The organism is Streptomyces malachitofuscus, assembly GCF_055571035.1.
Genome location: NZ_JBVIGA010000023.1, coordinates 127,458 through 148,643, shown reverse-complemented (window position 1 = coordinate 148,643; position 21,186 = coordinate 127,458). Strand labels below are relative to the sequence as shown.

The following is a 21,186-nucleotide window of genomic DNA, read 5'->3' as shown; positions in this document are numbered from 1 at the left end:
TGGGGCCGCCATGAGCGACACGATCACACCGGGGTCGACCGGCAGAGCAGCAGCTGCCGGGGAGGCCGGCCGCCGGCGCGGCACCACGAGCCGTGCAAGCGGCCCCGGAACGGTCGAGGACCGGTTCCGGGGGCTGTTGGAGGCGGCCCCGGACGCCATGGTGATCGTGGACGACAAGGGAACCATCACACTCGTCAACGCCCAGACCGAAGCCCTCTTCGGCTACCGGCGCGACGAACTCCTCGGCCACCCCGTCGAGATCCTCATTCCCAGTCGGTTCCACACCCACCACGCCACCCACCGCGACGGATACGCCGCCACCCGGCAGGTTCGGCCGATGGGGGCGGGGCTCGAACTGCACGGACTGCGCAAGGACGGCAGCGAGTTCCCCGTCGAGATCAGCCTCAGCCCCCTGGAAACCACCGACGGGCTCCTGGTCTCCGCCGCCGTCCGCGACGTCAGCGAACGCAAGGCCGCCGAGGAAAGGTTCCGGGCACTGCTGGAGGCGGCCCCGGACGCCATGGTGATCGTGGACGACAAGGGAACCATCACACTCGTCAACGCCCAGACCGAGGCTCTCTTCGGCTACCGGCGCGAGGAACTCCTGGGCCGTCCGGTTGAGTTGCTGGTGCCCGAGCGGTTCCAGGACCACCACACCCGGCACCGGGACGGCTACGCCGGCGCCCGGCAGGTTCGGCCGATGGGGGCGGGGCTCGAACTGCACGGACTGCGCAAGGACGGCAGCGAGTTCCCCGTCGAGATCAGCCTCAGCCCCCTCGAAACCACCGACGGGCTCCTGGTCTCCGCCGCCGTCCGCGACGTCAGCGAACGCAAGGCCGCCGAGGCGCGTATCACCGAGCTCGCCGCCCTGGTCGAGTCCTCTCAGGACGCGATCCTCGCCAAGACGCTCGACGGGCGCATCACGTACTGGAACGCCGCCGCCCAGCGACTGTACGGCTACACGTCCGAGGAAGCCATCGGGCAGCACGTGTCCATACTGGCCACGCCGGAGCGCAAGGGCGAGATCATCCACCTGCTGGAGCGGTTGCGGCACGACGAGAAGATCGAGCATTTCGAAACCCTGCGGGTCACCAGCACCGGTGCCATGCTCGACGTCGACGTGACGCTGTGGCCGACCCGGGACGCCACCGGAACGGTCGTCGGCGCATGCGCCATCGTCCGTGACATCAGCGACCGCAAGCGCGCCGAGGCCGAACTCACCGAGCTGTACAGGCAGCAGAAGCACATCGCCCTCACCCTGCAGCGCAGCCTCATGGGCACCCCACCCGCCATCCCCGGCCTGGCGGCCGCCAGCCGCTACCGGCCCGCGACCCAGGGCGCCGGAGTGGGCGGCGACTGGTTCGATCTGATCCCGCTCGGCGCCGGCCGAGTCGGCATCCTCATCGGTGACGTCATGGGCCGAGGTCTGGAGGCGGCGTCCGTCATGGGCCAGCTGCGCTCCGCCGCCCATGCCCTGGCCAAGACCGGAATGCAGCCCCGTCAGCTCATGCAGGCGCTGGACGCGGTCGTCGCCGACCTCAATGTCCCGGACCAGCTGGTCACCTGCTGCTATCTGGTCATAGCCCCGGACGCCGGATCCGTGACCCTGTGCTCCGCCGGCCACCTGCCCACCCTCGTCGCCACCCCCGGCAACGGCGTCGATCGGCTTCCCGCGCCGGTGAACGCCCCTCTGGGCGTCGGCGACATCCTCTACCAGCAGTCCAGCGCGGACATCCCACCGGGCGCCGCCCTGGTGCTGTACACCGACGGCCTGGTCGAAACCCCCGGCAGCGACATCGAGTACCAGATCGACAAGCTCACCGCGGCCCTCGACGACGCCTTCACACTCTCCAGCGGCCTCGATGACGCCGCCGATCACGTACTCGCCGCGCTGCTGCCCGATTCCGAGGGCCACGACGACGACGTCACCCTCCTTCTGGCCCAGCTCCCCGACGCCCCGCTGGACATCGCCCGTAGGGAGCTGCCGGCCACCCCAACCGCGGTGTCCGCGGGCCGCTCCTTCGTGGTCGAGACACTCGCCTCCTGGAACTGCGCCCACAGAGCCGACGACGCCAGACTGCTGGTCTCCGAGGTTCTCACCAACGCCGTGCAGCACGCGGAAGGCCCTGTCGTCGTCCATCTGCGCCGCACGGCCACCGAACTGGCCGTCGAGATCAGCGACCTCAGCCCTCATCTGCCCCAGCCACGGCTGGCCGCTCAGGACGAGGAGTCCGGACGGGGCCTGATCCTCGTCGACGCCCTCGCCGACCATTGGGGCGTCCGCCCCGACGAGCAGGGGAAGACCACCTGGTTCGTCCTTCGGCTGTGACCGGTGAGACCCCGGCGGACCGTACGGACGGGGAAGGGACCATCAGGTCGCAGACGCCGGCTGAGGTGATGACGTCTCCGGCGCCGGTCAGGCCCTCCAGGACACCGCGGGTGTGTCCGAGGCGGGCTGCCTCCTCTACCGGTGCTCGGGGTTCTCGTAGTCGCGGCGGCAGCCGGCGTCCCAGGCGGTGCGCTGATTGCCGTAGGCGGGGATGCCACCCATGTCCTTCAACACCCGGGCCAGGTGGAGCAGGTTCCAGGTCATGAAGGTGGTGTTGCGGTTGGTGAACTCGTTCCCCGGGCCGCCCGAGCCGGGGTCGAGGTAGGAGGGGCCGGGGCCTGCCTCGCCGATCCATCCGGCGTCCGCCTGGGGCGGGATGGCGTAGCCCAGGTGCTGCAGGCTGTAGAGGACGTTCATGGCGCAGTGCTTGACGCCGTCCTCGTTGCCGGTGATCAGGCAGCCTCCGACGCGGCCGTAATAGGCGTACTGTCCCGCTTCGTTGAGGAGGCTGGAGCAGGCGTAGAGGCGCTCGATCACCCGCTTCATCACGGAGCTGTTGTCGCCCAGCCAGATCGGGCCGGCCAGCACGAGGATGTCGGCTGCCAGAACCTGCTGGTACAGGTCCGGCCAGGCGTCCGTCGCCCAGCCGTGTTCCGTCATGTCGGGCCACACCCCGGTGGCGATGTCGTGGTCCACGGCCCGAACGACATCGACGTGCACTCCCTGTGCCTGCATGATGGCAGTGCCTCGGTCGATCAGCCCTTGAGTGTTGCTCGGCTCCGGCGAGCGCTTGAGGGTGCAGTTGATCACCAGGGCACGCAGGTCGTCGTACCGGGCAGGCGGTGCGTCGGTGGCGGGCGATGTAGCGGTCACACGGTCCTCCCGGAGTTCAGCCGCCGGCATGTGCACGGCGTCAGTCCACTGCGACCAGCGTGCGGACCGGTCCCGGCAGCCGCCACCACACGACTCCGAATGGCCCCGCCGGCCGGCGACGGCGCCCACGCCCGGTCCGCCGTTCTCCTTGCCGACGTGCGCGTGAGGGTGCGCACGGTTGACTCCACGGTGGGGGTGTCCCAGCCGATCTCCCAAGGTCACGCTGAAGGCCGAGCTGAACGGCACCCACTCGGGCGCGGACGGCGGCTGGTTCGTGCGTGACCACACGACCCGCTTCACCATCGGCGTCGAGCAGATCGTCAAGGTCGACCTCGACAGGCATCGACTGACCCTGCAGCGCGACGGAAGGACGGTCCGCAGCATTCCGGTCCGCGCACGCCGCGCCGTGGAACGGCACCTCCTGACCGAGGGCGTGGTGGCGCCCGGCAACGGCTTCGGCGCGTGGAACCTCTCGTGGGGCGAGTGGCGGGAGACGAGCGCGCTGAGCTGAGAGCGCGGTGACCGGTGCGGCGGCGGTGCGGCCGAGTCCCGTACTTGTCCGCGAACTTCCCCGGAATTGTCCGTGATCGGTAACGGGCGGATCCGTGGTCGCGCCTCGCTCGTCCTGCCAGATGGTTCCGAGGTGATCAGGGCGACGGGCAACGACGCGGAGGCGGGGCGGACATGGCACGGCACAGCGGTGGACGGGGCTGGTACGGCAAGGTGGCCGGGGCGGCGCTCGGGGTGACGGTGCTGGCCGTCGGGGCCTCGGTGTGGACGGCGCAGGCCGACGTCGTGGGCGGCCCGTCACCGCAGACGTCCGCGTCCCCGGCGCCGGGCGGTGCCGTCGAACCGGTCTCGAAGACCATCGCGCACGCCTCCGACGCGGGGGACCGTGGCGTCAACATCACCATCGACGACGGCCCCGATCCCACGTGGACCCCCCAGGTGCTCGACCTGCTGCGCGAGCACGGGGTGAAGGCCACGTTCTGTGTGACCGGAACGCAGGCGCAGGCCCACCCGGACCTGGTGAAGGACGTGGTCGCGGCCGGGCACCGGCTGTGCAACCACTCGGTGTCGCACGACACCACCATGGACCGGCAGTCCGAGGCCTACCAGTCCAAGGAGATCCTGGACGCCGAGCGCATGATCACCAAGGCGTCCGGGGGAGTGCGGCCGATGTACTACCGGGCGCCCGGAGGGGCCTTCACCCCCTACAGCCGCCAGTTGGCCGCCTCCCGGGGCATGCGCCCGCTGGGCTGGAACGTGGACACCAAGGACTTCGAGCGGCCGGGCGCGGACGCCATCGTCGACACCGTCGAGCGGGAGCTCCCCAACGGGCCGACGCTCCTCTTCCACGACGCGGGCGGGGACCGCTCGCAGACCGTCGACGCCCTGAACCGCGTCCTGCCCTGGCTCAAGGAGGAGGGGTACGCGTTCGGTTTCCCGGTGCGCTGAGCCATCCGGCCCGGCCCGCCGCCCGGACGTGGTTCAGATCGGTTCGGGCTGCGGTTCGGGGCGGGGTGCCGGGGCGGTCTTCCGGGACCACTGCCCGGTGGTCCGTGCGTAGCCGTGGACCACCGAGGCCGTCGCCAGCAGCAGCAGGGGGCCTGCCAGCCAGCGATAGTGGGCCATCTGCACGGGGAGCCAGCGGTACGACAGCAGGAACGCGGTGAAGACCGCGGTGCCGTGGGCGACCAGCCGGAGCCCCGCCGGGTCCCAGCCCCGGTCGTACGCGCGCAGGGCCGCCTCGATGGTGAGGGTGAAGACGACGCCGGCGATGAGGTCCGCGCCGTAGTGCCAGCCGAAGCCGAGGGTCGCGCAGAGCGTGGCGACCAGCCAGAACGTTCCTGCGTGGCGCAGCAGCCGCGGGCCCGTGCGGGTGTGGATGAAGATCGCGGTGGCCCAGGCGGTGTGCAGGCTGGGCATGCAGTTGCGCGGGGTGATCCCGTCGAACGTCATGGGCTGCGGGGCGTCGGCCGGCGGCAGCGTCCGCGGCCAGATGTCGGCCGCGGCCCAGGGCGAGGTGGGCGGCATGTCGGGCGCCCACAGGCTGACCGCCGACCAGTGCTCGGTGCCGGTGCCGTAGGCGAAGATCGGGCCGACCACCGGGAAGATCATGTAGAAGGCCGGTCCGACGAGGCCGATCACCAGGAACGTGCGCACCAGGTGGTGGCGCGGGAAGCGACGCTCGGCCGCCACGTGACGCAGTTGGTAGAGGGCGGCGGCGACCGCGGCCACCGCGAGGTTGCCGTAGACGAAGTCGAGGAAGTTGTAGCCGACGGAGCCGGAGGCCGTGACGAGCCGGCCCACCAGCCAGGACGGGTTGCCCAGCGCGTGGTCGGCGACGGCGACGTACTGGTCGAGCACCGTCGTGCGGGTCTTCGAGGTGATGAGCAGCCAGGTGTCGCCCGTCTTGCGGCCGGCCATCAGCAGCAGGGCCAGGCCGACGCCCTTCAGCAGCAGGACGCGTTCCGGGCCGGTGCGGCGGGTGACGGCGAGGACCGCGACGCCCAGGGTCACCCACAGGGCACCGTTGCCGAAGGGGTGGCCGCCGGCCGTGTCGGCGTCGACGGCCCAGCGGACGACGGCGAAGGCGAGGTCGATGCCGATCGCGGCGCCCACCGCGATGAACCGTTGCCGCCAGGTGAGCACCACCGTCATCAGCGCCAGGGAGGCGTACAGCAGACCGCCCGACTTGGGCGCGTGGATCACCTCCCGCGCCTGAAGGGTGATCGGCCCCGGTGTGCCGTAGTGACGCGCGGCGAGTTCGAGCGCGACGAGGAAGCCGAGGGTCACGGCGGCGGTCAGGGTCCAGAGCACGGCCTTCGGCCGACGCCACACGGGCGTCGCGGCTCTCTCACGGACGCGCGAAAAGTTCTGCGGTGGTATGTGTGTCAACTTCTGTCAGCTTTGTTAGATGTTGATCCCGTCAGGGCAGCCGTCGGTCAGTAAGAAGACGGAAAAAGCACGGCCCGGGTTCACACGGAGACACCTCACGCCTCCCCCGACCCGCCCCGCACCTCACCGGCCGCGGCGCCCCCCAGCCCTTCGCGCGAGGGAAGCACAGCCCATCTACGCAGGTCAATAGCCGTGTGAGCGCACAGCGTCCGACCTCACACGGCGTCGGGGCAGAACACCGGGACACGCTGGACGAGGTTGTTGGCGAACCCGCCTCGGTTCCAGGGCTGTTCGGTCGGCTGGACGTTCCCCGACGCGTCGTGGGCGCGGGCGCTCAGCACGTGATCGCCGGGCACGGCCGGCCACACGAAGGACCAGCGGCGCCAGGCCCAACGGTGACCGTGATCCGGTTCGAGCGCGGCCGGCCGCCACGACCGGCCGTCGTCCGTGCTCACCTCGACCGCCGTCACCGGGGCCTGTCCCGACCAGGCCCGTCCGGTCAGGGTGACGGTGCCGGGCGCGACCACGCGGGTCCGGGACATGAAGTCCGGGAAACCGGGCGGGACCAGGAGCGCCCGGGGCGCGATGAGGGTGACCGGCTCGCCGGTCTCCTCGGGTGTCCGCCTGAGCCGGTAGGCGACGGACTGCTGGAAGCCGGTGAAGGGGGCGTCGAGGACGGTGATGTCCCGCAGCCACTTCACCTGCGCCATGCCGTACCAGCCGGGGACCACGAGGCGGAGCGGGCTGCCGTGCTGGGGCGGCAGCGGGGCGCCGTTCATGGCGTGGGCGACCAGCACCTCGGGGTCGTCGCCGGTGGCCACGGCGAGCGGGAGGCTCCGCCGGTAGTCCTGTTCGACACCGCGCTCCACGCCGTGGTCCGCGCCGGTGAACACGACGTCCACCGCGCCGGGCTCCACCCCCGCCTCGCGCAGGAGCGTCCGCAGCGGCACTCCCGTCCAGTCCGCCGTGCCGACGGCTTCGACCAGCCAGGGCTGGCTCACCGGCCGTGGCGTCAGCAGGGCCCTGCCGTTGCCCGCGCACTCCAGGGTCACCCGTGTGGTGACCGCGGGGCAGGTGCGCAGCTGCGCCGGTGTGAGGTCGAGGGGGTGCCGCACCCTGCCGCCGACCGTCAGCCGCCAGGCGGTTTCGTCCGGCACGTGGGGGATGTCGTAGTGGGTGAGGGTGTAGTGGAGTCCGGGCGGGGTGACGTCGTGGCGCAGGGCCTCGAGCGGCAGGCCGTGGTTCCGGGCGGCGAGCGCCAGCTCGTCCTGGCCCAGGCCCTCGCCGGGGGCGGCCAGCCGGGCGGGAGTGCTCACGTCGGCGATGCGACGTCCCATCCCCCGATTGTCGTCCACTCCGCCCGGTTCTGTCCTCTTCGTGCCGCCCTCGTACCCGGGTCCGCTTCGTGCCGCCCTCGTACCCGGGTCCGCTTCGTGCCGCCCTCGCACCCGGGTCCGCGCCGCCTCAGGTGCGGGCGAGTGCCGCGGCGCCGAACGAGACGTCGAAGCGGTCGCACCAGATGCTGACGCTGCTGTACCGGCCCGGATCGACGTCGGCGGGCAGGACGTAGTTCTGGCTGCCCTTGTTGCCCTTGAGCCGGCCGAGGCTGACGTACTTCCCGTCGTCGAACACGTGCCAGCCGGCCCGGCCCTCCTTGACCGGCGCGTCGGTCAGCCAGACGCGCAGGTCGGGGCCGTTGCTGGTGTCGAGGTTCTCCACCCGGACGACATGGGAGCCGTCGGCCAGCCGTACGAGCTTCACCGTGCCGGACGTCGCGTGCTCATGGCTGATCAGCTCGCCGCTCGCCAGCGTCACCGGCCCGGCCGGGGAGGGCGCGGAGGAGCCGTCGGGCGACGGTGCGCTGCTCGTGGCGGTCACGGGCAGCGCCTCCTGGACCGTCTCGTCCTGCCACAGCTTCCACGGCTGGAACCAGTACAGCCCGAATCCTGCCCCGGCGACCGCCACGAGCAGCGCGCCGGCCACCCACGGCCGCGACGGCGCACGTCGTCCACGCCCCATAGCCCACCTCCTGGAGGGTTGTCGTCTCGTCTCCATTCAACGGACCGGGCGCCCGCCCCGGGCGGCCGACGGGATGACGAAAGTCTTACGTCCGGCCCGCAGCCCGCTCACCGTGCAGGGGTGATCTCCCGGACGGCTCCGGGCAGCGCCGACCGCAGCCGCCGGTCGTGGGTGACGACGATCAGCGTGCCCTCGTACGCGGCCAGGGCGGTCTGGAGATCCTCCACCAGGGCGGGCGAGAGGTGGTTGGTCGGCTCGTCGAGCAGAAGGAGGTCGTAGGCGCCCGTGACCAGACGGGCGACCTCGAGGCGGCGGCGCTGTCCGGTGGACAGGTCCCGCAGGGGCCGGGTCAGGTCGGCCGGCCGGAACAGCCCCAGGGTCAGCAGCTCGTCCGCGCGATCCTCGCCGAAGACCGCGCCCAGCGAACGCCCCTCCTCCTCCGGGGAGTCCGCCGGCGCCACCTGGCGCAGGAATCCGACCCGCGCGGGCCGCCGCACCGTGGCGCCGGGCTGCGGGGTCAGCTCGCCGGCCAGGACCCGGAGGAGGGTGGTCTTGCCCGCGCCGTTGGGACCGGTCACCAGGAGCCGGCCCCCCGCCGGGACGTGGAGCGAGTCCAGCGTCAGGCGGCCCGGGACGCGCAGGTCCTCCACCTCCACCGCACGGTCGGCCGATCCGCCGATGTCCGCCGAGAACCGCAACGGCACGGGAGGCGCGGGCACCGGGTTCTCGGTGAGCCGGTGCAGCCGCTCACGCGCGTTGCGGACGCGGCTCATGGCACCGTGCGCCCGCGAGCGGGCCCGGAAGGCGCCGGCACCGCTGAACGCCCACGGTCCCTTGCGCGGGATCGCGTCGAGGCGCCCGGCGTGGGAGTCGGCGAGCCGGGCCTGGCGGGCCGTCTCGGCGCGCCACTCCTCGTGTTCGCGCTGCTGCCGGGCGCGTTCGGCGGCCTTGGCGGCGAGGTAGCCCGGGTAGCCGTCGCCGTAGCGGCGGACCGAGCGGGTGTCGTGGTCGACCTCCAGGACGGTGTCGGTGACCCTGTCGAGGAACGCCCGGTCGTGCGTGACGGCGACGAGCGTGCCGCGGTGGGCGCGCAGCCACTCCTCCAGCCAGGCCACCGCCTCGTCGTCCAGGTCGTTCGTGGGCTCGTCGAGCAGCAGCAGTTCGGGGGCCGAGGCGAGGGTCGCGGCCAGGGCGAGCCGGGAGCGCTGGCCGCCGGAGAGCGTGCCGAGCCGCCGCGAGCGGTCCAGACCGGCCGACGGCTCGCCGAGGTGACGCAGCAGGACGTCGACACGGCGGTCCGCGTCGTATCCGCCGCGGGCCTCGAACTCCTCCTGGAGGGCGGCGTACCGGTCGAGGACGGCCGGGTCGGCGTGGTGGAGCGCGGCGCCGGTCGCCCGCATCCCGCGCTCCAGGGTGCGGAGTTCGGCCAGTGCCAGATCGACGGCGTCGCCGACGCGGGCCGTGTCCGGCAGGCCGAGGGTCTGCGCCAGGTGCCCGACGCCGCCCGGCGCGACGACGCAGACCTCTCCGTTGTCGGGCCGTACCACGCCGGCGAGCAGCCGGAGCAGGGTGGACTTGCCGGAGCCGTTGTCCCCGACGACCCCCGCCTTCTCCCCTGGCCGGACCGTGAAGGACACACGGTCCAGGACGAGGTGGGGGCCGTAGCGCTTGGTGACGTCGGTGACGGTGAGCTGGGACACGGCGGTACGGGCGGACGGTGCTGCGGGAGTACGGATCAAGTGAGGTCCACTTTCGAGAGACAGTACGAGACGGTCCGTCTCGCCTCACCGAACATAGCCTCTCCCCTCCGCCCACACAAGACGCAACGTCTCGTTTCTTGTCCGGGCCGCTCCTCCGGTGACGCCCGGATCACCGGGAGCTCCTCGCCCTGCGGAAAACCGCAGGGTGCCGGGTGCGGGGAACCCCAGGAACGCGACGGCAATCCTCATACCGGTGCTGACCTGCGGTTTCTAGCGTGGTTGACGGATCGCGGCAGTCGCCGCGAGGACCGCACCGCAGCCGCCCTGGAGACTTCGCATGGACCTCGTGAACCTGGCTCTGCCCCAGGAACCCGCCGACGGCATCGCGGGCTGGGCCGCCGACCTCGTGGACGCCATGGGCGCGCCCGGGGCCGGTCTCGCCGTCGCCCTGGAGAACCTCTTCCCCCCGCTGCCCAGCGAGATCATCCTGCCGCTGACCGGATTCGCCGCCGGGCAGGGTGTCATCGGCCTCTTCTCGGCCCTGTTCTGGACCACCCTCGGCTCCACGGCGGGCGCCACCGTCCTCTACTGGGCCGGCGCGCTGTTCGGCCGGGAGCGGATGCACGCGATCTGGGCCAGGCTGCCGCTGGTCAAGGCGTCCGACCTGGAGCGGACGGAGCAGTGGTTCGCCCGGCACGGGACGAAGGCGGTCCTCCTCGGCCGTATGGTGCCGATCTTCCGCAGTCTCATCTCGGTACCGGCCGGGCTGGAGCGCATGCCGTTGCCCACCTTCCTGACGCTCACCGCCCTGGGCAGCCTGATGTGGAACTCCGCGCTCGTGCTGTCCGGTTACTGGCTGGGCGAGCAGTGGGACACCGTCGGGACGTATGTGGGGTTGGTCAGCAAGGCGGTCCTCGGCCTGGTCGCGGCGGCACTGGTGGTCTACGTCGTGGTCCGTCTGCGCCCCCGCGGGTCCGCCCAGCACCGCCGCACGTCATGACCGGCCCCGTCCCCGCCCCGGACGGACGATCTTGTCCGGGCTGCGTCGCCCGGCTAGTCTCGGCGAACGTGCGGGAGGAATCGGCGGACTTCGACGCCCGGCACCTCCCGACGGCCCTCGGCCCCCCGGGAGGCGGGCCCGCGTCCGCTCCGGCACTGCCGAGAAGGGCCGCGGGGCTGCTGCTCGGCTGCCCGACCGCCTTCCTGGGCCTGCTGTACTTCACGGTCGCCGGCACCCTCCTCGGTCCCCGTCTGCTGTGGCCGCGCACCCGTCGGCGCGCCCTCGCCGCCCTGGCCGCCGGTGCGCGCCGGCTGACCGCGCTCGAACGCCGGCGCCGCTCGGTCTTCTTCGGGGACCGCTTCCCCGACCGTCCCGTCCCGGACCACCGGATCCTGCGCTACCTCGCCACCCGCGTCTGCGCGGGCCTGGTCACCGGCTTCGTGGCGGGCCTGCTCGCGTTCGGTGCCGTCCTGGCCGGGCTGCTCGTCGCGAGCCTCGCGCGGGGCACCCTCGGCTGGCGGGAACTGCTGGTCCAGGGGGTGCTGGGCGGGGTGCTGCTCTTCCTGAACGTGCAGGGCCTGCTGGCGCTGGAGTCGTTCGACGCGCGGCTGGCCCGCGAGAGCTTCGGTCCCTCGGAACGCGAACTGCTGCGGCGGCGCATCGACGAGCTCGCCACCAGCCGGGCAGCGGTGCTGCAGGCCGTGGACACCGAGCGCCGGCGCATCGAACGGGACCTGCACGACGGGGTGCAGCAGCGTCTGGTGGCGCTGGCCATGCTCCTCGGACGCGCCCGCCGGGGCCGGACGCCCGAACAGGCGGACAGCCTGCTGGAGCAGGCCCACCGGGAGTCGCGGGAGCTGCTGACCGAGCTGCGGGAAGTGGCCTGGCGGGTCTATCCCACCGCACTGGACAGCCAGGGGCTGCGGGAGGCGCTCGCCGGGGTGTCCGAGCGGTGCCACATCCCCGTCCGGATGGACTTCGGGCTCACCGAGCCGTTGCCCGCCCCCGTCGAGACCGCCGCGTACTTCGTCGTCTCGGAGGCCGTGACCAACGCCGCCAAGCACGCGGCCGCCGCCACACGGATCCACGTGAGCGTGCGCGCGTACGGCACCGTGCTCGTCGTCCGCGTCGAGGACGACGGGGACGGCGGCGCGGACCCGGCGGGCAGCGGACTGACCGGGCTGCACAGCCGGGTCGGCGCGCTGGACGGCCGGCTGCACGTCCACAGCCCCTCCGGGGGACCCACCACGATCACCGCGGAGCTGCCGTGCGCGTAATGCTCGCCGAGGACTCGACCCTGCTGCGGGAGGGGCTGGTCCGGCTGCTCACCGAGGAGGGGCACGAGGTCCCGGCCGCGGTCGGTGACGCCGTCGCGCTGCTGCGGGAGGTGGAGGCGCGGCCGCCCGACCTGGTCGTCGTCGACATCAGGATGCCCCCGACCCACACGGACGAAGGGCTGCGGGCCGCACTGGAGATCCGCAGCCGGTGGGCCGGCGTCGGGGTGCTGGTGCTGTCCCAGCACATGGAGCGCAATTACGCGGCGCAGCTGCTGGCTTCGGGCGCGGAGCGCGTGGGCTACCTGCTCAAGGACCGTGTCGCCCAGGTGGAGGAGTTCCTCGACGCCCTGGAGCGGGTGCACGCGGGAGGCGCGGCCATCGACCCGGAGGTCGTACGGCAGCTGGTCATCCGCACGACGCACAGCGATCCGCTGGCCCGGCTGACCCCCCGTGAGCGCAGCGTCCTGGAGACGCTGGCCCAGGGGTACACCAACGCGGCCATCGCCGAGCAGCTGCACATCTCCATGAGCGCGGTCGAGAAGAACCTCAACACCATCTTCGACAAGCTCGAACTCGCCCACGCCACGGGATACAACCGCCGGATCCTGGCCGTGCTGCGGTATCTGGAGTCGTGACACGGGGGTCGCGATACCCTCGCCACCGTGCCGTGGGGGTGGGGGGAGCATGCGGACTGCGAGGCGGATCCAGATCGTTCTCGGTGCCAGCGCCGTACTGGTGGCCTGGACGGCGGCAGCACTGCTGACCCGGGCGCCGTTCATGGTGGTCGCGCTTCCGGCGGTCGGGGCACTCTGGATCCTGGTCCTCCTGGACAGCGGATACCTGCTCGGCCGGGAATGGGCGCACCGACGCCGTCGCCGGACCAGCGGCCCGCGGCGCGCGGCATGGAGCCCCGGGCCGGGCGTACGCAAGCCGATCGACTATCCGAACATCGTGCCGCGCCCGGCGGGGGACACCGCGGTCGATCTGCAGGGGCGGTTCCGGGCGACCGGTGTCCGACTCGCCGTGCTCCCCGCCCTGGCCGTGGTGTTCCTGACCGCGCAGACCGTGTTTCTCGACCACGGCAGTCACCTGGGCCTGGGCTTCGTCCTCGCCGAGTGCCTTCTGCTCGTCTTCCTGGTCTGGACGGTCTGGACCGAGCAGGAACCGTCCCGTCCCTGGGTGACCAGCCGGGTCAGGGCCGAGCTCTTCCGCCGTGAGATGTTCCTGCTCCTCGCGGCCGTCGGGCCCTATCTGGGCCGTACCGACCAGGAGGCGGAGCGGGTCCGCGACGCACGCCTGAGCCTGCTCGCCGGTGCCGGTCCGGCCGAGCTCGACGCATTCGCCCGACTCGCCGACCGCGCCACGGACGGATCGGAAACCCACTGGCAGGACGAGGTCTGGCGCCGTCCCGGCGGCCCCGGCACCGACACCGCCGACCGGATGAGCACGTACCTCGACCACCGCATCAGGCGTCAAGGGCTGTACTTCGAGCTGGCCGCCGAGAAGTGCGGGCGTACGGAGAGCGTCCTCGGCCGGGTCGCCAAGGGCGCGGTGCTGGCAGCCGTGGTCGTCGCCCTCTCGTACGCGGCGCTCCTCGTGTCGGGCCGGGGCGGAGCCGAGCCGTCGGTGGCTGCCTCGGTCATCGCCCTGCTCGCCGCGGGCCTCCCGCCCGTGTGCAACACCGTGCTGGCCGTGCAGAACCTGCTCGCCGCGCAGCGCCTGGCCGTCTCCTACCGGGAGGCCCGCCTGGAACTGCTGGCCCACGAGAACACGCTGCGCCGGCTGCTCGCCGAACCCGTCGGCCCGGACGTCGCCGTCTCCTTCCGCGCCCTGGCCCTACGGGTCGAGACGACACTCACGGAGGAGCTGCGCCGCTGGAGGATCATCGTCGCCAAGCCGGAGTTCGACGCGGGTCTGTGAGCGCGGGTTTGTGAGACTGCCCTCCGTGGTGGCGGCCGATGGATCAGAATCATCGTCGTGGGGGACGTGTTCATCAGCCACAGCGCCCGGGGCGACGCCTTCGCGACCGCTGTTCTGAAGAGGATCGAGAAGCGTCTCAGGGAGAAGAACCACAGCCCGTTGGTGGACCAGTCCGCCATTCCGCCGGGCAACGAGTGGCGCCCGGAGATCGTGCACTGGCTCGCGCGCTGTGACGCGGCCGTCGTGCTTCTCAGTGAGAAGGCGCTGAAGTCGACGTGGGTACGGCGCGAGGTCAACATCCTCATGTGGCGCAGGGCGCTCGGCGCGCCTCTGCTCGTGGTGCCCGTCCTCCTGGACGGGCTGACCACCGAGGACGTCAAGATCGCCGGGCTGGAGGAGCTTCGGCCGATCCAGTTCGCCAGGACCCCGCGCGGCGCGCAGCCCGACGCCGAGAGCCTCTCCGACCAGGTACTGGATCGCTTCTGCGAGCTTCCCGAGGCGGTCACGGGCACCGATCCGATGAGCCGTTGGCTCCAGCGCCTGGGCGACTATCTCTCCGAGGCCCGGCATCGCCCCGGCGTGCTGGTCGACGCCGCCAGGGCGCTGGGGGCGGAGAACGAGTACCTGGCCGGTGCCACCGGCCGGCACGGAGGGTGCCTGTTCCTCGCCCACCAGTTCCTGCTGGCTCCTCCCGACCGGATGGAGGCGGCCCTCGACGCGCTCGCCTCTTCACTGCCGGACCACATCATCCGCCGGCTGGCGGCGGCGCTGGCGCCCACCTGGGTCGACGAGGAGGCCGCACGCGGACTGCTCCCCGAACCGGACAAGCGCCCCCACGGGATGACGGTCCTGCTGAACGCCCGGGCGACGGTAACGGCCGAGCAGTACATCCGGCGGGCGACCTGCGCCGCCACCCACGGCTTCGAGGTGCGGTCGGTCGGCAGCCTGCCCACGGGTGAGGACCGGGTGGGGGAGCGGTTCCGCACCTGGGAGAACGCGGTGTGGCAGGAGTTCTTCGAGGCCGAGGACGAGGAGGACCGGATCCTGCCCCATGACGTCGACACCCGGGTCCACTACCTCGTCATCAATGAACTGTGCCCGCCCGACGCCGAGTTCGCACAGGCGGTGCAGCTGCTGCACGGAGCCTTCTCCTGGCTGATCGTCCTGGTGACGACCGGCACGCCGGAGCCCGGGGAACAGGTCCGGGCGGCCTTCCGTAACGCGGTGCTGCTGCGGCCCCTGCTCACCGCGCAGGACGAACAGACGGCGAAGCTCCGCACCAAACGCCTCAGCACCCTGCACGAACAACTCGCCGGTACCTACTCATAGGAGTCCCCGTGACGGATCACGTGTCGTACGGTCCCGACGCCAGGGACGGCCGGGTCTACGACATGCCGGACGGGCTCGGGCTGGCCATCGACGTGGCACTGGCCACCGCCCGGCCCCTGCTGCTGAGCGGGGCCCCGGGCTCCGGCAAGTCGTCCCTGGCCCCGTTCCACGCCCGGGCCAACGGCATGCGGTACTACGAGCACGTGGTCACGTCCCGGACCCAGGCCACCGACCTGCTGTGGTCCTTCGACGCCGTGCGCAGGCTGGCGGACGCGCAGACGCGCCACGGCACGCTGAAGGACGGCGACTACATCGAACCCGGTGTCCTGTGGTGGGCGTTCGCACCCGAGTCGGCCCACACCCGAGGCGGTCTTCTCGCGCCGGGACGCCCGCACGACCCGCTCGACCGGTTCTACCGGCAGCACGTGTCCAAGGGCGCCGTCGTCCTCATCGACGAGATCGACAAGGCCGACCCGGACGTGCCCAACAGCCTGCTGGTCCCGCTGGGCTCGCAGGAGTTCACCGTCACGGAGACCGGGACCGCCGTCCGCCGCGAGCCGGGCGCGGGGACCCCTTTGATCGTCATCACCACCAACGGGGACCGCGAACTGCCGGATGCCTTCGTACGGCGCTGTGTCACCTTCTCCCTGCCCGGCCCGACCCACGAGAGCCTGGTGAGGATCGCGACGCTGCACCTGCGCGAGGAGGGAGTGGCCCTCGACCCGCCGACACTGCATCTCGCGGGTGAGCTCGCCGACGAGCTCATGCGAGTGCGCGCGGAAGGGAGCAACCGCCGCGAGCGGCTGCCCAGCACCGCCGAGTACCTGGACGCCCTGCGCGCCTGCCGCGCACTGGACCTCGGTCCGGCCCATCCGCGGTGGCCCCTGCTGCGCAGTCTCACGCTGAGCAAGTCCCCGCAGCGGGAGCCGTGACCCGATGCGCCCGCAGATCTGGCTGGCCGATGCCGTCCGGGCCCTGGAGGTGGCACGGACCGAGAGCGAGCGGGAACAGGTCCTGCACCTGCTGGGCCTGGCCGGCGGCGTCCCCCGCACGAGCGACTCCGCCCCGCCCCCGGTGCACGCACTCGCGCCACAGCCCCCGGCCGACGGTCCCCGCGAGGAGCCCGGCGACGGTCCCCGCGACGAGCCGCCCACCGGTCCCCGGAACGAGGGCTCGGGCACGGACGCGACGGCGGACCTCCCGCTGCTCCACCCGGCGCGCGTCGAAGGCTCGGGCGGACCGCCCGAGCCGACGGAGCCCCTGGCCAGGCCGACGGCCGACCGTTCCCCGCTCCCCCACCTGCCGCTCCTGGTCCCGCACTGGACCAGCGCCATTCTCCGCGCCATGCTCTCCCGGCAGGTGCCCGAAGGCCCGGTGGACATCCCGGCACTGATCGACGTGCTCGCCCACGGCCGCCCGGTGACACGGCTGCCGCGCCGCCCCGTGCGGACGCTGCGGTACGGGGTTCAGGTGCTGGTCGACCGGGGCCCCGGTATGCAGCCGTTCCGCCGCGACCAGGACCACCTGGTCCGTCGGATCCGCGCGGTGGTCGGATCCGGTCTGGTCGAGGTCGGCTACTTCTCCGGCCTCCCCCAGCACGGGACCGGTCCCGGGGCACGCTGGACGCGCACCGCATACACGCCCCCCGAGCGCGGCAGGCGCATCCTGCTGCTCTCGGATCTCGGCCTCGGTGGCCCTCCGGACCCCTTCCACCACGGCACGCGGGACGGCTGGGAGGAGTTCGTCCGGCTCGTCACCCGGGCCGGATGCAGCGCCGTCGCACTGACCCCGTATCCGCCCGGACGCTGGCCGGACTGGATGACGAGGCTGCTGCCGCTGGTCAGCTGGGACCGCACCACCACCGCGAGCCGGGCCGGGGTGGGACAGCCGTGACCGGGCCACCGCGGGAGCTGCCGCCTCCGCCCCCGGCGGGGGCGCTCGAGCTGGCCACGGTCCTGAGCGTCGCCACCCGGATCGAACCGGAACTGATCCGTGCGATCCGGCTCCGGTTCCTGCCGCACCTGGACGTCGGTGCCGAAGCCGATCTGTGGTTCAGCGACTGGGTGGGCGCCCGTACGCCCGAAGCCATCGCGCTGCTCCCGGAGTGCCTGCCCTATCTGCGGGCCGGCCTGGCGCGGATGCTGGAGACCGACCCGCGGCTCCACGAGATCATCGAGGTCCTCACCGAGCTGCACGGCGGTCTGTCGCCCGCGCTGCTCCTGGAGGAACGGGTCACCTGGGCCAGCCTGACCGGAGACACCGAGGCCGCCGCCCGGCACCTCAACCGGGCCCTGCACGCCCTGGTACGGCAGAACCGTTCCGGTCTGGCGGGATGGTTCGCGGAGGCGTGGAAGCGGCTGCCCGCCGAGGCACGTTCGACGACCGGAGCATGGAGCCTCGCCAACGCCGCCCGCGCCCATGTGCCCTCCCTCGACCCGGGCTCGGCGCCGGACCTCACCCTCGACACCGTCGCCTCCATCGCCACGGCCGTCGGGGAGACCCGGCTCGGTGTCCGGCGCGAGGGAGGCGCGCTGCTGCTGGGTGACGTAGGGGGCCCGTCCGCGGCAGCGATCCTCGTGCCCGACACCCATCCGCGCGTGATCGAGGCCGTGACGCGGACCGGCACCCGCACGGTGCGGATCGACGCGAGCGACGTGGTCCGCGTCGAGGTGGGGCCCGGACCGGTCCGCCTCCGCACGGGAGCGGGCCACGTCTACGAGCTCGGCGGGCCCGCGCCGCCCTCCCCACGGGCCGAGGACGTCGAACACGCGGAGCTCAGAGACCTGCTCGGGCGCGGGAACGAGGTGGAGCTGGCGCCACGGCTCACCCGGGCGATACGGGACCTGCTGGACCGGTTCCGCCGGCAGGACGACCTCGAGGCCCTGCGCCAGGCGTTCGACCTGACGGAGCTTGCCCTGGCGTTCGACTACGACGCGGCCCGCTTCCCCGAACTCGGCTGCGAGGCCGCGGAAGCGGCGTACCTGCAGGGGGTGCGCCGCGGCACCCGGGGACCGCTCGAGAAGGCCGTGGACATCGGCGAGCGCCTGGTCGACACCGGGACCGCCCACGAGGCCGTACGGGTCAACCGGGTGCTCGGCGCCGCCCTGCGTGAGCTCTTCTCGCACACGGGGGCCCTCTCGCACCTGAACAGGTCGCTCACCCTCCTCGAAAGGTCGCTGGACCGGCTGTCCGCGAGCGGGGCGGACACCGGACCGCTCGTCGCCGAACTCCTGCGCACGTACGCGGTCCACCACGAGATCGGGCACGGGGACGACGACCTGTGGCGCGCCGTGGCGCTCGCCGACGAGGCGGCCGCGACCACTCACGGTGCGGACGCCACCGCGCTGCCGCTGGCGCGGATCCTGGTGATGCGCTCCGCGGTGAGGGGGAGCCCCGGCGACCTCGCCCGTGCCGAGAACCTGCTCCGCTTCCAGCAGCCGCCCGAGGATGACAGGGCCGACCAGTACGAGCGGGCAGCCGTGTCCTCCGCCCTGTGCATGGCCCGGTTCTGGACCGACGGTTCACGGGAGGCGCTCGACGAAGCCCTGGCACTCGCGCGGTTGGCCGAGACGTCCTCCCCCCCGGAAGGCAGGATCCGACGGTCCCGGCTGCACCTCGTGACCGCCGAGGTGCTGCGCGTGTCCTCGGCCCTGTCCCGCCGCTCCGCGGACCTGGACCAGGCCCTGGCTCTCGCAGAGAGGGCCAAGAACTCCCTGCCCAGGGCGTCGCCCTGGCGCAAGGCTGCGGGCAACCTTTTGACCCGGTGCCTGGTCGACCGGTTCCGGCAGGGAGGTGACCCGGCGGATCTCGACCGTGCCGCCGAGTCCGCCGCGGAGGTCGTCTCCGACCGAGCCGGTGACGAACTGCCGTACCGGTACGTGGCGCTCGTACAGCACGGCGAATGTCTGTTCCTGAAGCACCAGGCGACGGGACGCCTCCAGTTCCTGGAGCAGGCCTTCGCCGACTACCGCACAGCCGGGGAGTACCGGCTCCGGCTCGATCCCGCCCGGCGTCTGGCCCGGGCCACCGGATACGTCTCCGTCCTGCTCGCGCTCCACTCGGCCGACGGCTCTCCGGCACGCCTCGACATCGCCCTCAGCGAGCTGGACGCCGCAGTGGAGGACCTGGGCATGGCCCCGCCGGCTGCCACCGTGCCGACGGCTTCCCTGCTGCTGGCCAGAGCCGAAGTGCTGTCCCGTGTGGCCGACGCCTCCGGCGACTCGCTCCGCCGCGCGGCCGACGACGTGCGGCGGATCACCCTGGACCCTGCCGCACAGCCACTGCAACGGCTGCAGGCCGCGCTGCTCTGGGGAAGCCTGGCCAAGCACCTGGGCCGCCACGACGAGGTCGTCCGGAGCTACGAGATCGTCACCCGGGAACTCCCGCCCGTCGTGCTGCTGCCCGGTGCCGAGCGTGGAGGTGTCATCCGTGCGTGGGAGGAACGGAGCCGGGAAGCCGCGGCCTACGCGATCGAGGCGGGGTCACCGGAGCGTGCTCTGGAGTTCCTCGAGCAGCGCAGCGCGCTGCTGTCGGCGTGGTCCGAGAACTCGCATGCCGAGGTGGACCGGCTGCACCGCGCCGCACCGGATCTGTACGAGGAACTCCGGTGGCTGTGGGCGTTTCTCCATCTGGACACCGGACAGAGCTCAGGGGCGTCCCCCAGGCGGGGCGAACTCGCGCGGGCCCGGATGAACAACCTGGTGGAAGCGGTCCGTGCCGTTCCCGGCTTCGACGACTTCCTCGTCCCCGTCCTGGGCCATCGCATGGTCGCGGCCGCGAGCGAGGGCCCCGTCGTGGTCCTCAACACGACCGCACGCCGCTGCGACGCACTGCTGGTGACACGACAGGGAGTGTCGACGCTCCCGCTGCCGAAGGCGGATCCCACCGAACTGACCACCCGCGCGCGTGCGTATCAGCGCTCGGTTGCCGGGCAGGACCACCGCGAGGCCTGGTCGGCGCTCGCCTGGCTGTGGGAGAGCACGGTGCGGCCGGTCCTCTCCGCCCTCGGACTCACCTCATCCGCCGCACCCGGTCCAGCCGGCACCCTTCCCCGGATCTGGTGGTGTCCCACCGGTCCGTTCACGATGCTGCCCCTCCATGTGGCCGGACATCCCCCTGCCACGGCCCTGGACCACGCGGTCCACTCCTACACGCCGAGCCTCCAGGCACTCATGACCGCACGGTACGGCGAGCGGCACCGGAGCGAAGACCAGGAGCAGCGGATGCTGCTGGTCCTCGCGGACGACACACGGCCGGCCGGAAGCGCGGAAGCCGCGCGCATCCAACGTCTGGTCGCCGACGGGCACGTCCTGCGCGGACCGGACGCCACGGTCGCGAACGTCGCCGCGCGCCTCACCGATCACCCGTTCTTCCACTTCATCGGGCACGCGGGCGTGCACGAGGACGTGCCGCGACTGCGGTTCGAGTTCGGTGAGGACAGACACCTCGACTGGCGGCACCTCCCGCCGAACCTCGTGGCGGACGGTGCCCTGGCCTATCTCTCGGCCTGCGAGACGGCGGGCGACGAGCGGGGTTTCGAGGGCGGGGGCTGGACCATCGCCGCGTCCTTCCAGGCCGCCGGGTATCGCCATGTGATCGGGATGCTCGGCACGGTCACGGACGAAGGCGCTGCGCACATCGCCGCGGACGTCTACGAGTTGCTGACCGACGGGGACGGCCGACTGCGTCCGGAGCACGCGGCCCTGGCCCTGCACACGGTCCTCGAGGAGGCGTTCACGGCTTCCGCCCGGGAGGCGCTCGGCTTCGCCGGCGTGATCCACCTGGGCCCGTGACCCGTGGGACGTGCCCGGTCGCCCACGCCTGCTGCCGCCGTGCCCC

General features: G+C 72.4%; 15 protein-coding genes and 1 pseudogene. 11 read left to right on the top strand and 5 right to left on the bottom strand.

The window, feature by feature from the left end; genetic code table 11:
- Positions 1-10: 10 nt before the first annotated feature.
- On the top strand, positions 11-2,329 hold the full coding sequence (locus ACZ44S_RS29465; RefSeq protein ID WP_466934199.1) for a SpoIIE family protein phosphatase: 2,319 nt from the start codon (positions 11-13) through the stop codon (positions 2,327-2,329).
- 135 nt (positions 2,330-2,464) lie between these two features.
- Here ACZ44S_RS29465 and ACZ44S_RS29460 read toward each other — a convergent pair whose 3' ends face one another.
- Entirely contained in the window at positions 2,465-3,232 is a 768-nt protein-coding gene (locus ACZ44S_RS29460) for a flavodoxin family protein (protein WP_466934197.1), read from the bottom strand.
- Between the two features lie 184 nt (positions 3,233-3,416).
- Here ACZ44S_RS29460 and ACZ44S_RS29455 point away from each other — a divergent pair.
- A pseudogene (locus tag ACZ44S_RS29455) lies at positions 3,417-3,713 on the top strand (hypothetical protein); the annotation flags it as partial.
- A 173-nt stretch (positions 3,714-3,886) separates the two neighbouring features.
- Positions 3,887-4,660, top strand: coding sequence for a polysaccharide deacetylase family protein (locus ACZ44S_RS29450; RefSeq protein ID WP_466934195.1), 774 nt, complete (start codon positions 3,887-3,889; stop codon positions 4,658-4,660).
- 33 nt (positions 4,661-4,693) lie between these two features.
- Here ACZ44S_RS29450 and ACZ44S_RS29445 read toward each other — a convergent pair whose 3' ends face one another.
- From ACZ44S_RS29445 to abc-f, 4 genes are all read right to left on the bottom strand, one after another.
- Positions 4,694-6,046, bottom strand: a complete 1,353-nt coding sequence (locus ACZ44S_RS29445; protein ID WP_466934194.1) for a DUF5933 domain-containing protein — start codon at positions 6,044-6,046, stop codon at positions 4,694-4,696.
- A 272-nt stretch (positions 6,047-6,318) separates the two neighbouring features.
- Positions 6,319-7,440, bottom strand: a complete 1,122-nt coding sequence (locus tag ACZ44S_RS29440) for a sulfite oxidase (protein ID WP_466934192.1) — start codon at positions 7,438-7,440, stop codon at positions 6,319-6,321.
- A gap of 127 nt (positions 7,441-7,567) precedes the next feature.
- Positions 7,568-8,122, bottom strand: a complete 555-nt coding sequence (locus ACZ44S_RS29435) for a DM13 domain-containing protein (RefSeq protein ID WP_466934190.1) — start codon at positions 8,120-8,122, stop codon at positions 7,568-7,570.
- A 107-nt stretch (positions 8,123-8,229) separates the two neighbouring features.
- A complete protein-coding gene (gene abc-f / locus ACZ44S_RS29430; protein WP_466934236.1) occupies positions 8,230-9,858 on the bottom strand; it encodes a ribosomal protection-like ABC-F family protein in 1,629 nt (542 codons plus the stop codon).
- A gap of 301 nt (positions 9,859-10,159) precedes the next feature.
- Between abc-f and ACZ44S_RS29425 the strand changes: the two genes are divergently transcribed.
- The 8 genes from ACZ44S_RS29425 (at position 10,160) to ACZ44S_RS29390 (ending at position 21,140) form a co-directional block, all read left to right on the top strand.
- Positions 10,160-10,822 carry a DedA family protein gene (locus ACZ44S_RS29425; protein ID WP_466934188.1) on the top strand — a complete coding sequence of 221 codons (663 nt, stop codon included), beginning with the start codon at positions 10,160-10,162 and terminating at the stop codon, positions 10,820-10,822.
- 155 nt (positions 10,823-10,977) lie between these two features.
- Complete coding sequence (locus tag ACZ44S_RS29420; protein ID WP_466934234.1) at positions 10,978-12,099, top strand: sensor histidine kinase; 1,122 nt, start codon at positions 10,978-10,980, stop codon at positions 12,097-12,099.
- Entirely contained in the window at positions 12,099-12,734 is a 636-nt protein-coding gene (locus tag ACZ44S_RS29415; RefSeq protein WP_466934232.1) for a response regulator transcription factor, read from the top strand. The genes ACZ44S_RS29420 and ACZ44S_RS29415 overlap by 1 nt, the downstream gene beginning before the upstream one ends.
- A 49-nt stretch (positions 12,735-12,783) precedes the next feature.
- Entirely contained in the window at positions 12,784-14,019 is a 1,236-nt protein-coding gene (locus ACZ44S_RS29410; RefSeq protein WP_466934186.1) for a hypothetical protein, read from the top strand.
- 57 nt (positions 14,020-14,076) lie between these two features.
- The gene (locus ACZ44S_RS29405; protein ID WP_466934184.1) at positions 14,077-15,348 is read left to right on the top strand and encodes a toll/interleukin-1 receptor domain-containing protein; all 1,272 of its coding nucleotides are present in this window, start codon (positions 14,077-14,079) and stop codon (positions 15,346-15,348) included.
- Between the two features lie 8 nt (positions 15,349-15,356).
- On the top strand, positions 15,357-16,280 hold the full coding sequence (locus ACZ44S_RS29400; protein WP_466934182.1) for an AAA family ATPase: 924 nt from the start codon (positions 15,357-15,359) through the stop codon (positions 16,278-16,280).
- Positions 16,281-16,284: 4 nt separating this feature from the next.
- Complete coding sequence (locus ACZ44S_RS29395; RefSeq protein WP_466934180.1) at positions 16,285-17,241, top strand: hypothetical protein; 957 nt, start codon at positions 16,285-16,287, stop codon at positions 17,239-17,241.
- On the top strand, positions 17,238-21,140 hold the full coding sequence (locus ACZ44S_RS29390) for a CHAT domain-containing protein (protein WP_466934179.1): 3,903 nt from the start codon (positions 17,238-17,240) through the stop codon (positions 21,138-21,140). Before ACZ44S_RS29395 ends, ACZ44S_RS29390 begins: the two co-directional genes overlap by 4 nt.
- Positions 21,141-21,186 lie beyond the last annotated feature (46 nt).

Bases quoted from the DNA above. Each gene is read 5' to 3' on its own strand.
- ACZ44S_RS29465 (WP_466934199.1), top strand. From the start codon at position 11: ATGAGCGACACGATCACACCGGGGTCGACCGGCAGAGCAGCAGCTGCC.
- ACZ44S_RS29460 (WP_466934197.1), bottom strand. From the start codon at position 3,232: ATGCCGGCGGCTGAACTCCGGGAGGACCGTGTGACCGCTACATCGCCC.
- ACZ44S_RS29450 (WP_466934195.1), top strand. From the start codon at position 3,887: ATGGCACGGCACAGCGGTGGACGGGGCTGGTACGGCAAGGTGGCCGGG.
- ACZ44S_RS29440 (WP_466934192.1), bottom strand. From the start codon at position 7,440: ATGGGACGTCGCATCGCCGACGTGAGCACTCCCGCCCGGCTGGCCGCC.
- ACZ44S_RS29435 (WP_466934190.1), bottom strand. From the start codon at position 8,122: ATGGGGCGTGGACGACGTGCGCCGTCGCGGCCGTGGGTGGCCGGCGCG.
- ACZ44S_RS29425 (WP_466934188.1), top strand. From the start codon at position 10,160: ATGGACCTCGTGAACCTGGCTCTGCCCCAGGAACCCGCCGACGGCATC.
- ACZ44S_RS29415 (WP_466934232.1), top strand. From the start codon at position 12,099: ATGCTCGCCGAGGACTCGACCCTGCTGCGGGAGGGGCTGGTCCGGCTG.
- ACZ44S_RS29410 (WP_466934186.1), top strand. From the start codon at position 12,784: ATGCGGACTGCGAGGCGGATCCAGATCGTTCTCGGTGCCAGCGCCGTA.
- ACZ44S_RS29395 (WP_466934180.1), top strand. From the start codon at position 16,285: ATGCGCCCGCAGATCTGGCTGGCCGATGCCGTCCGGGCCCTGGAGGTG.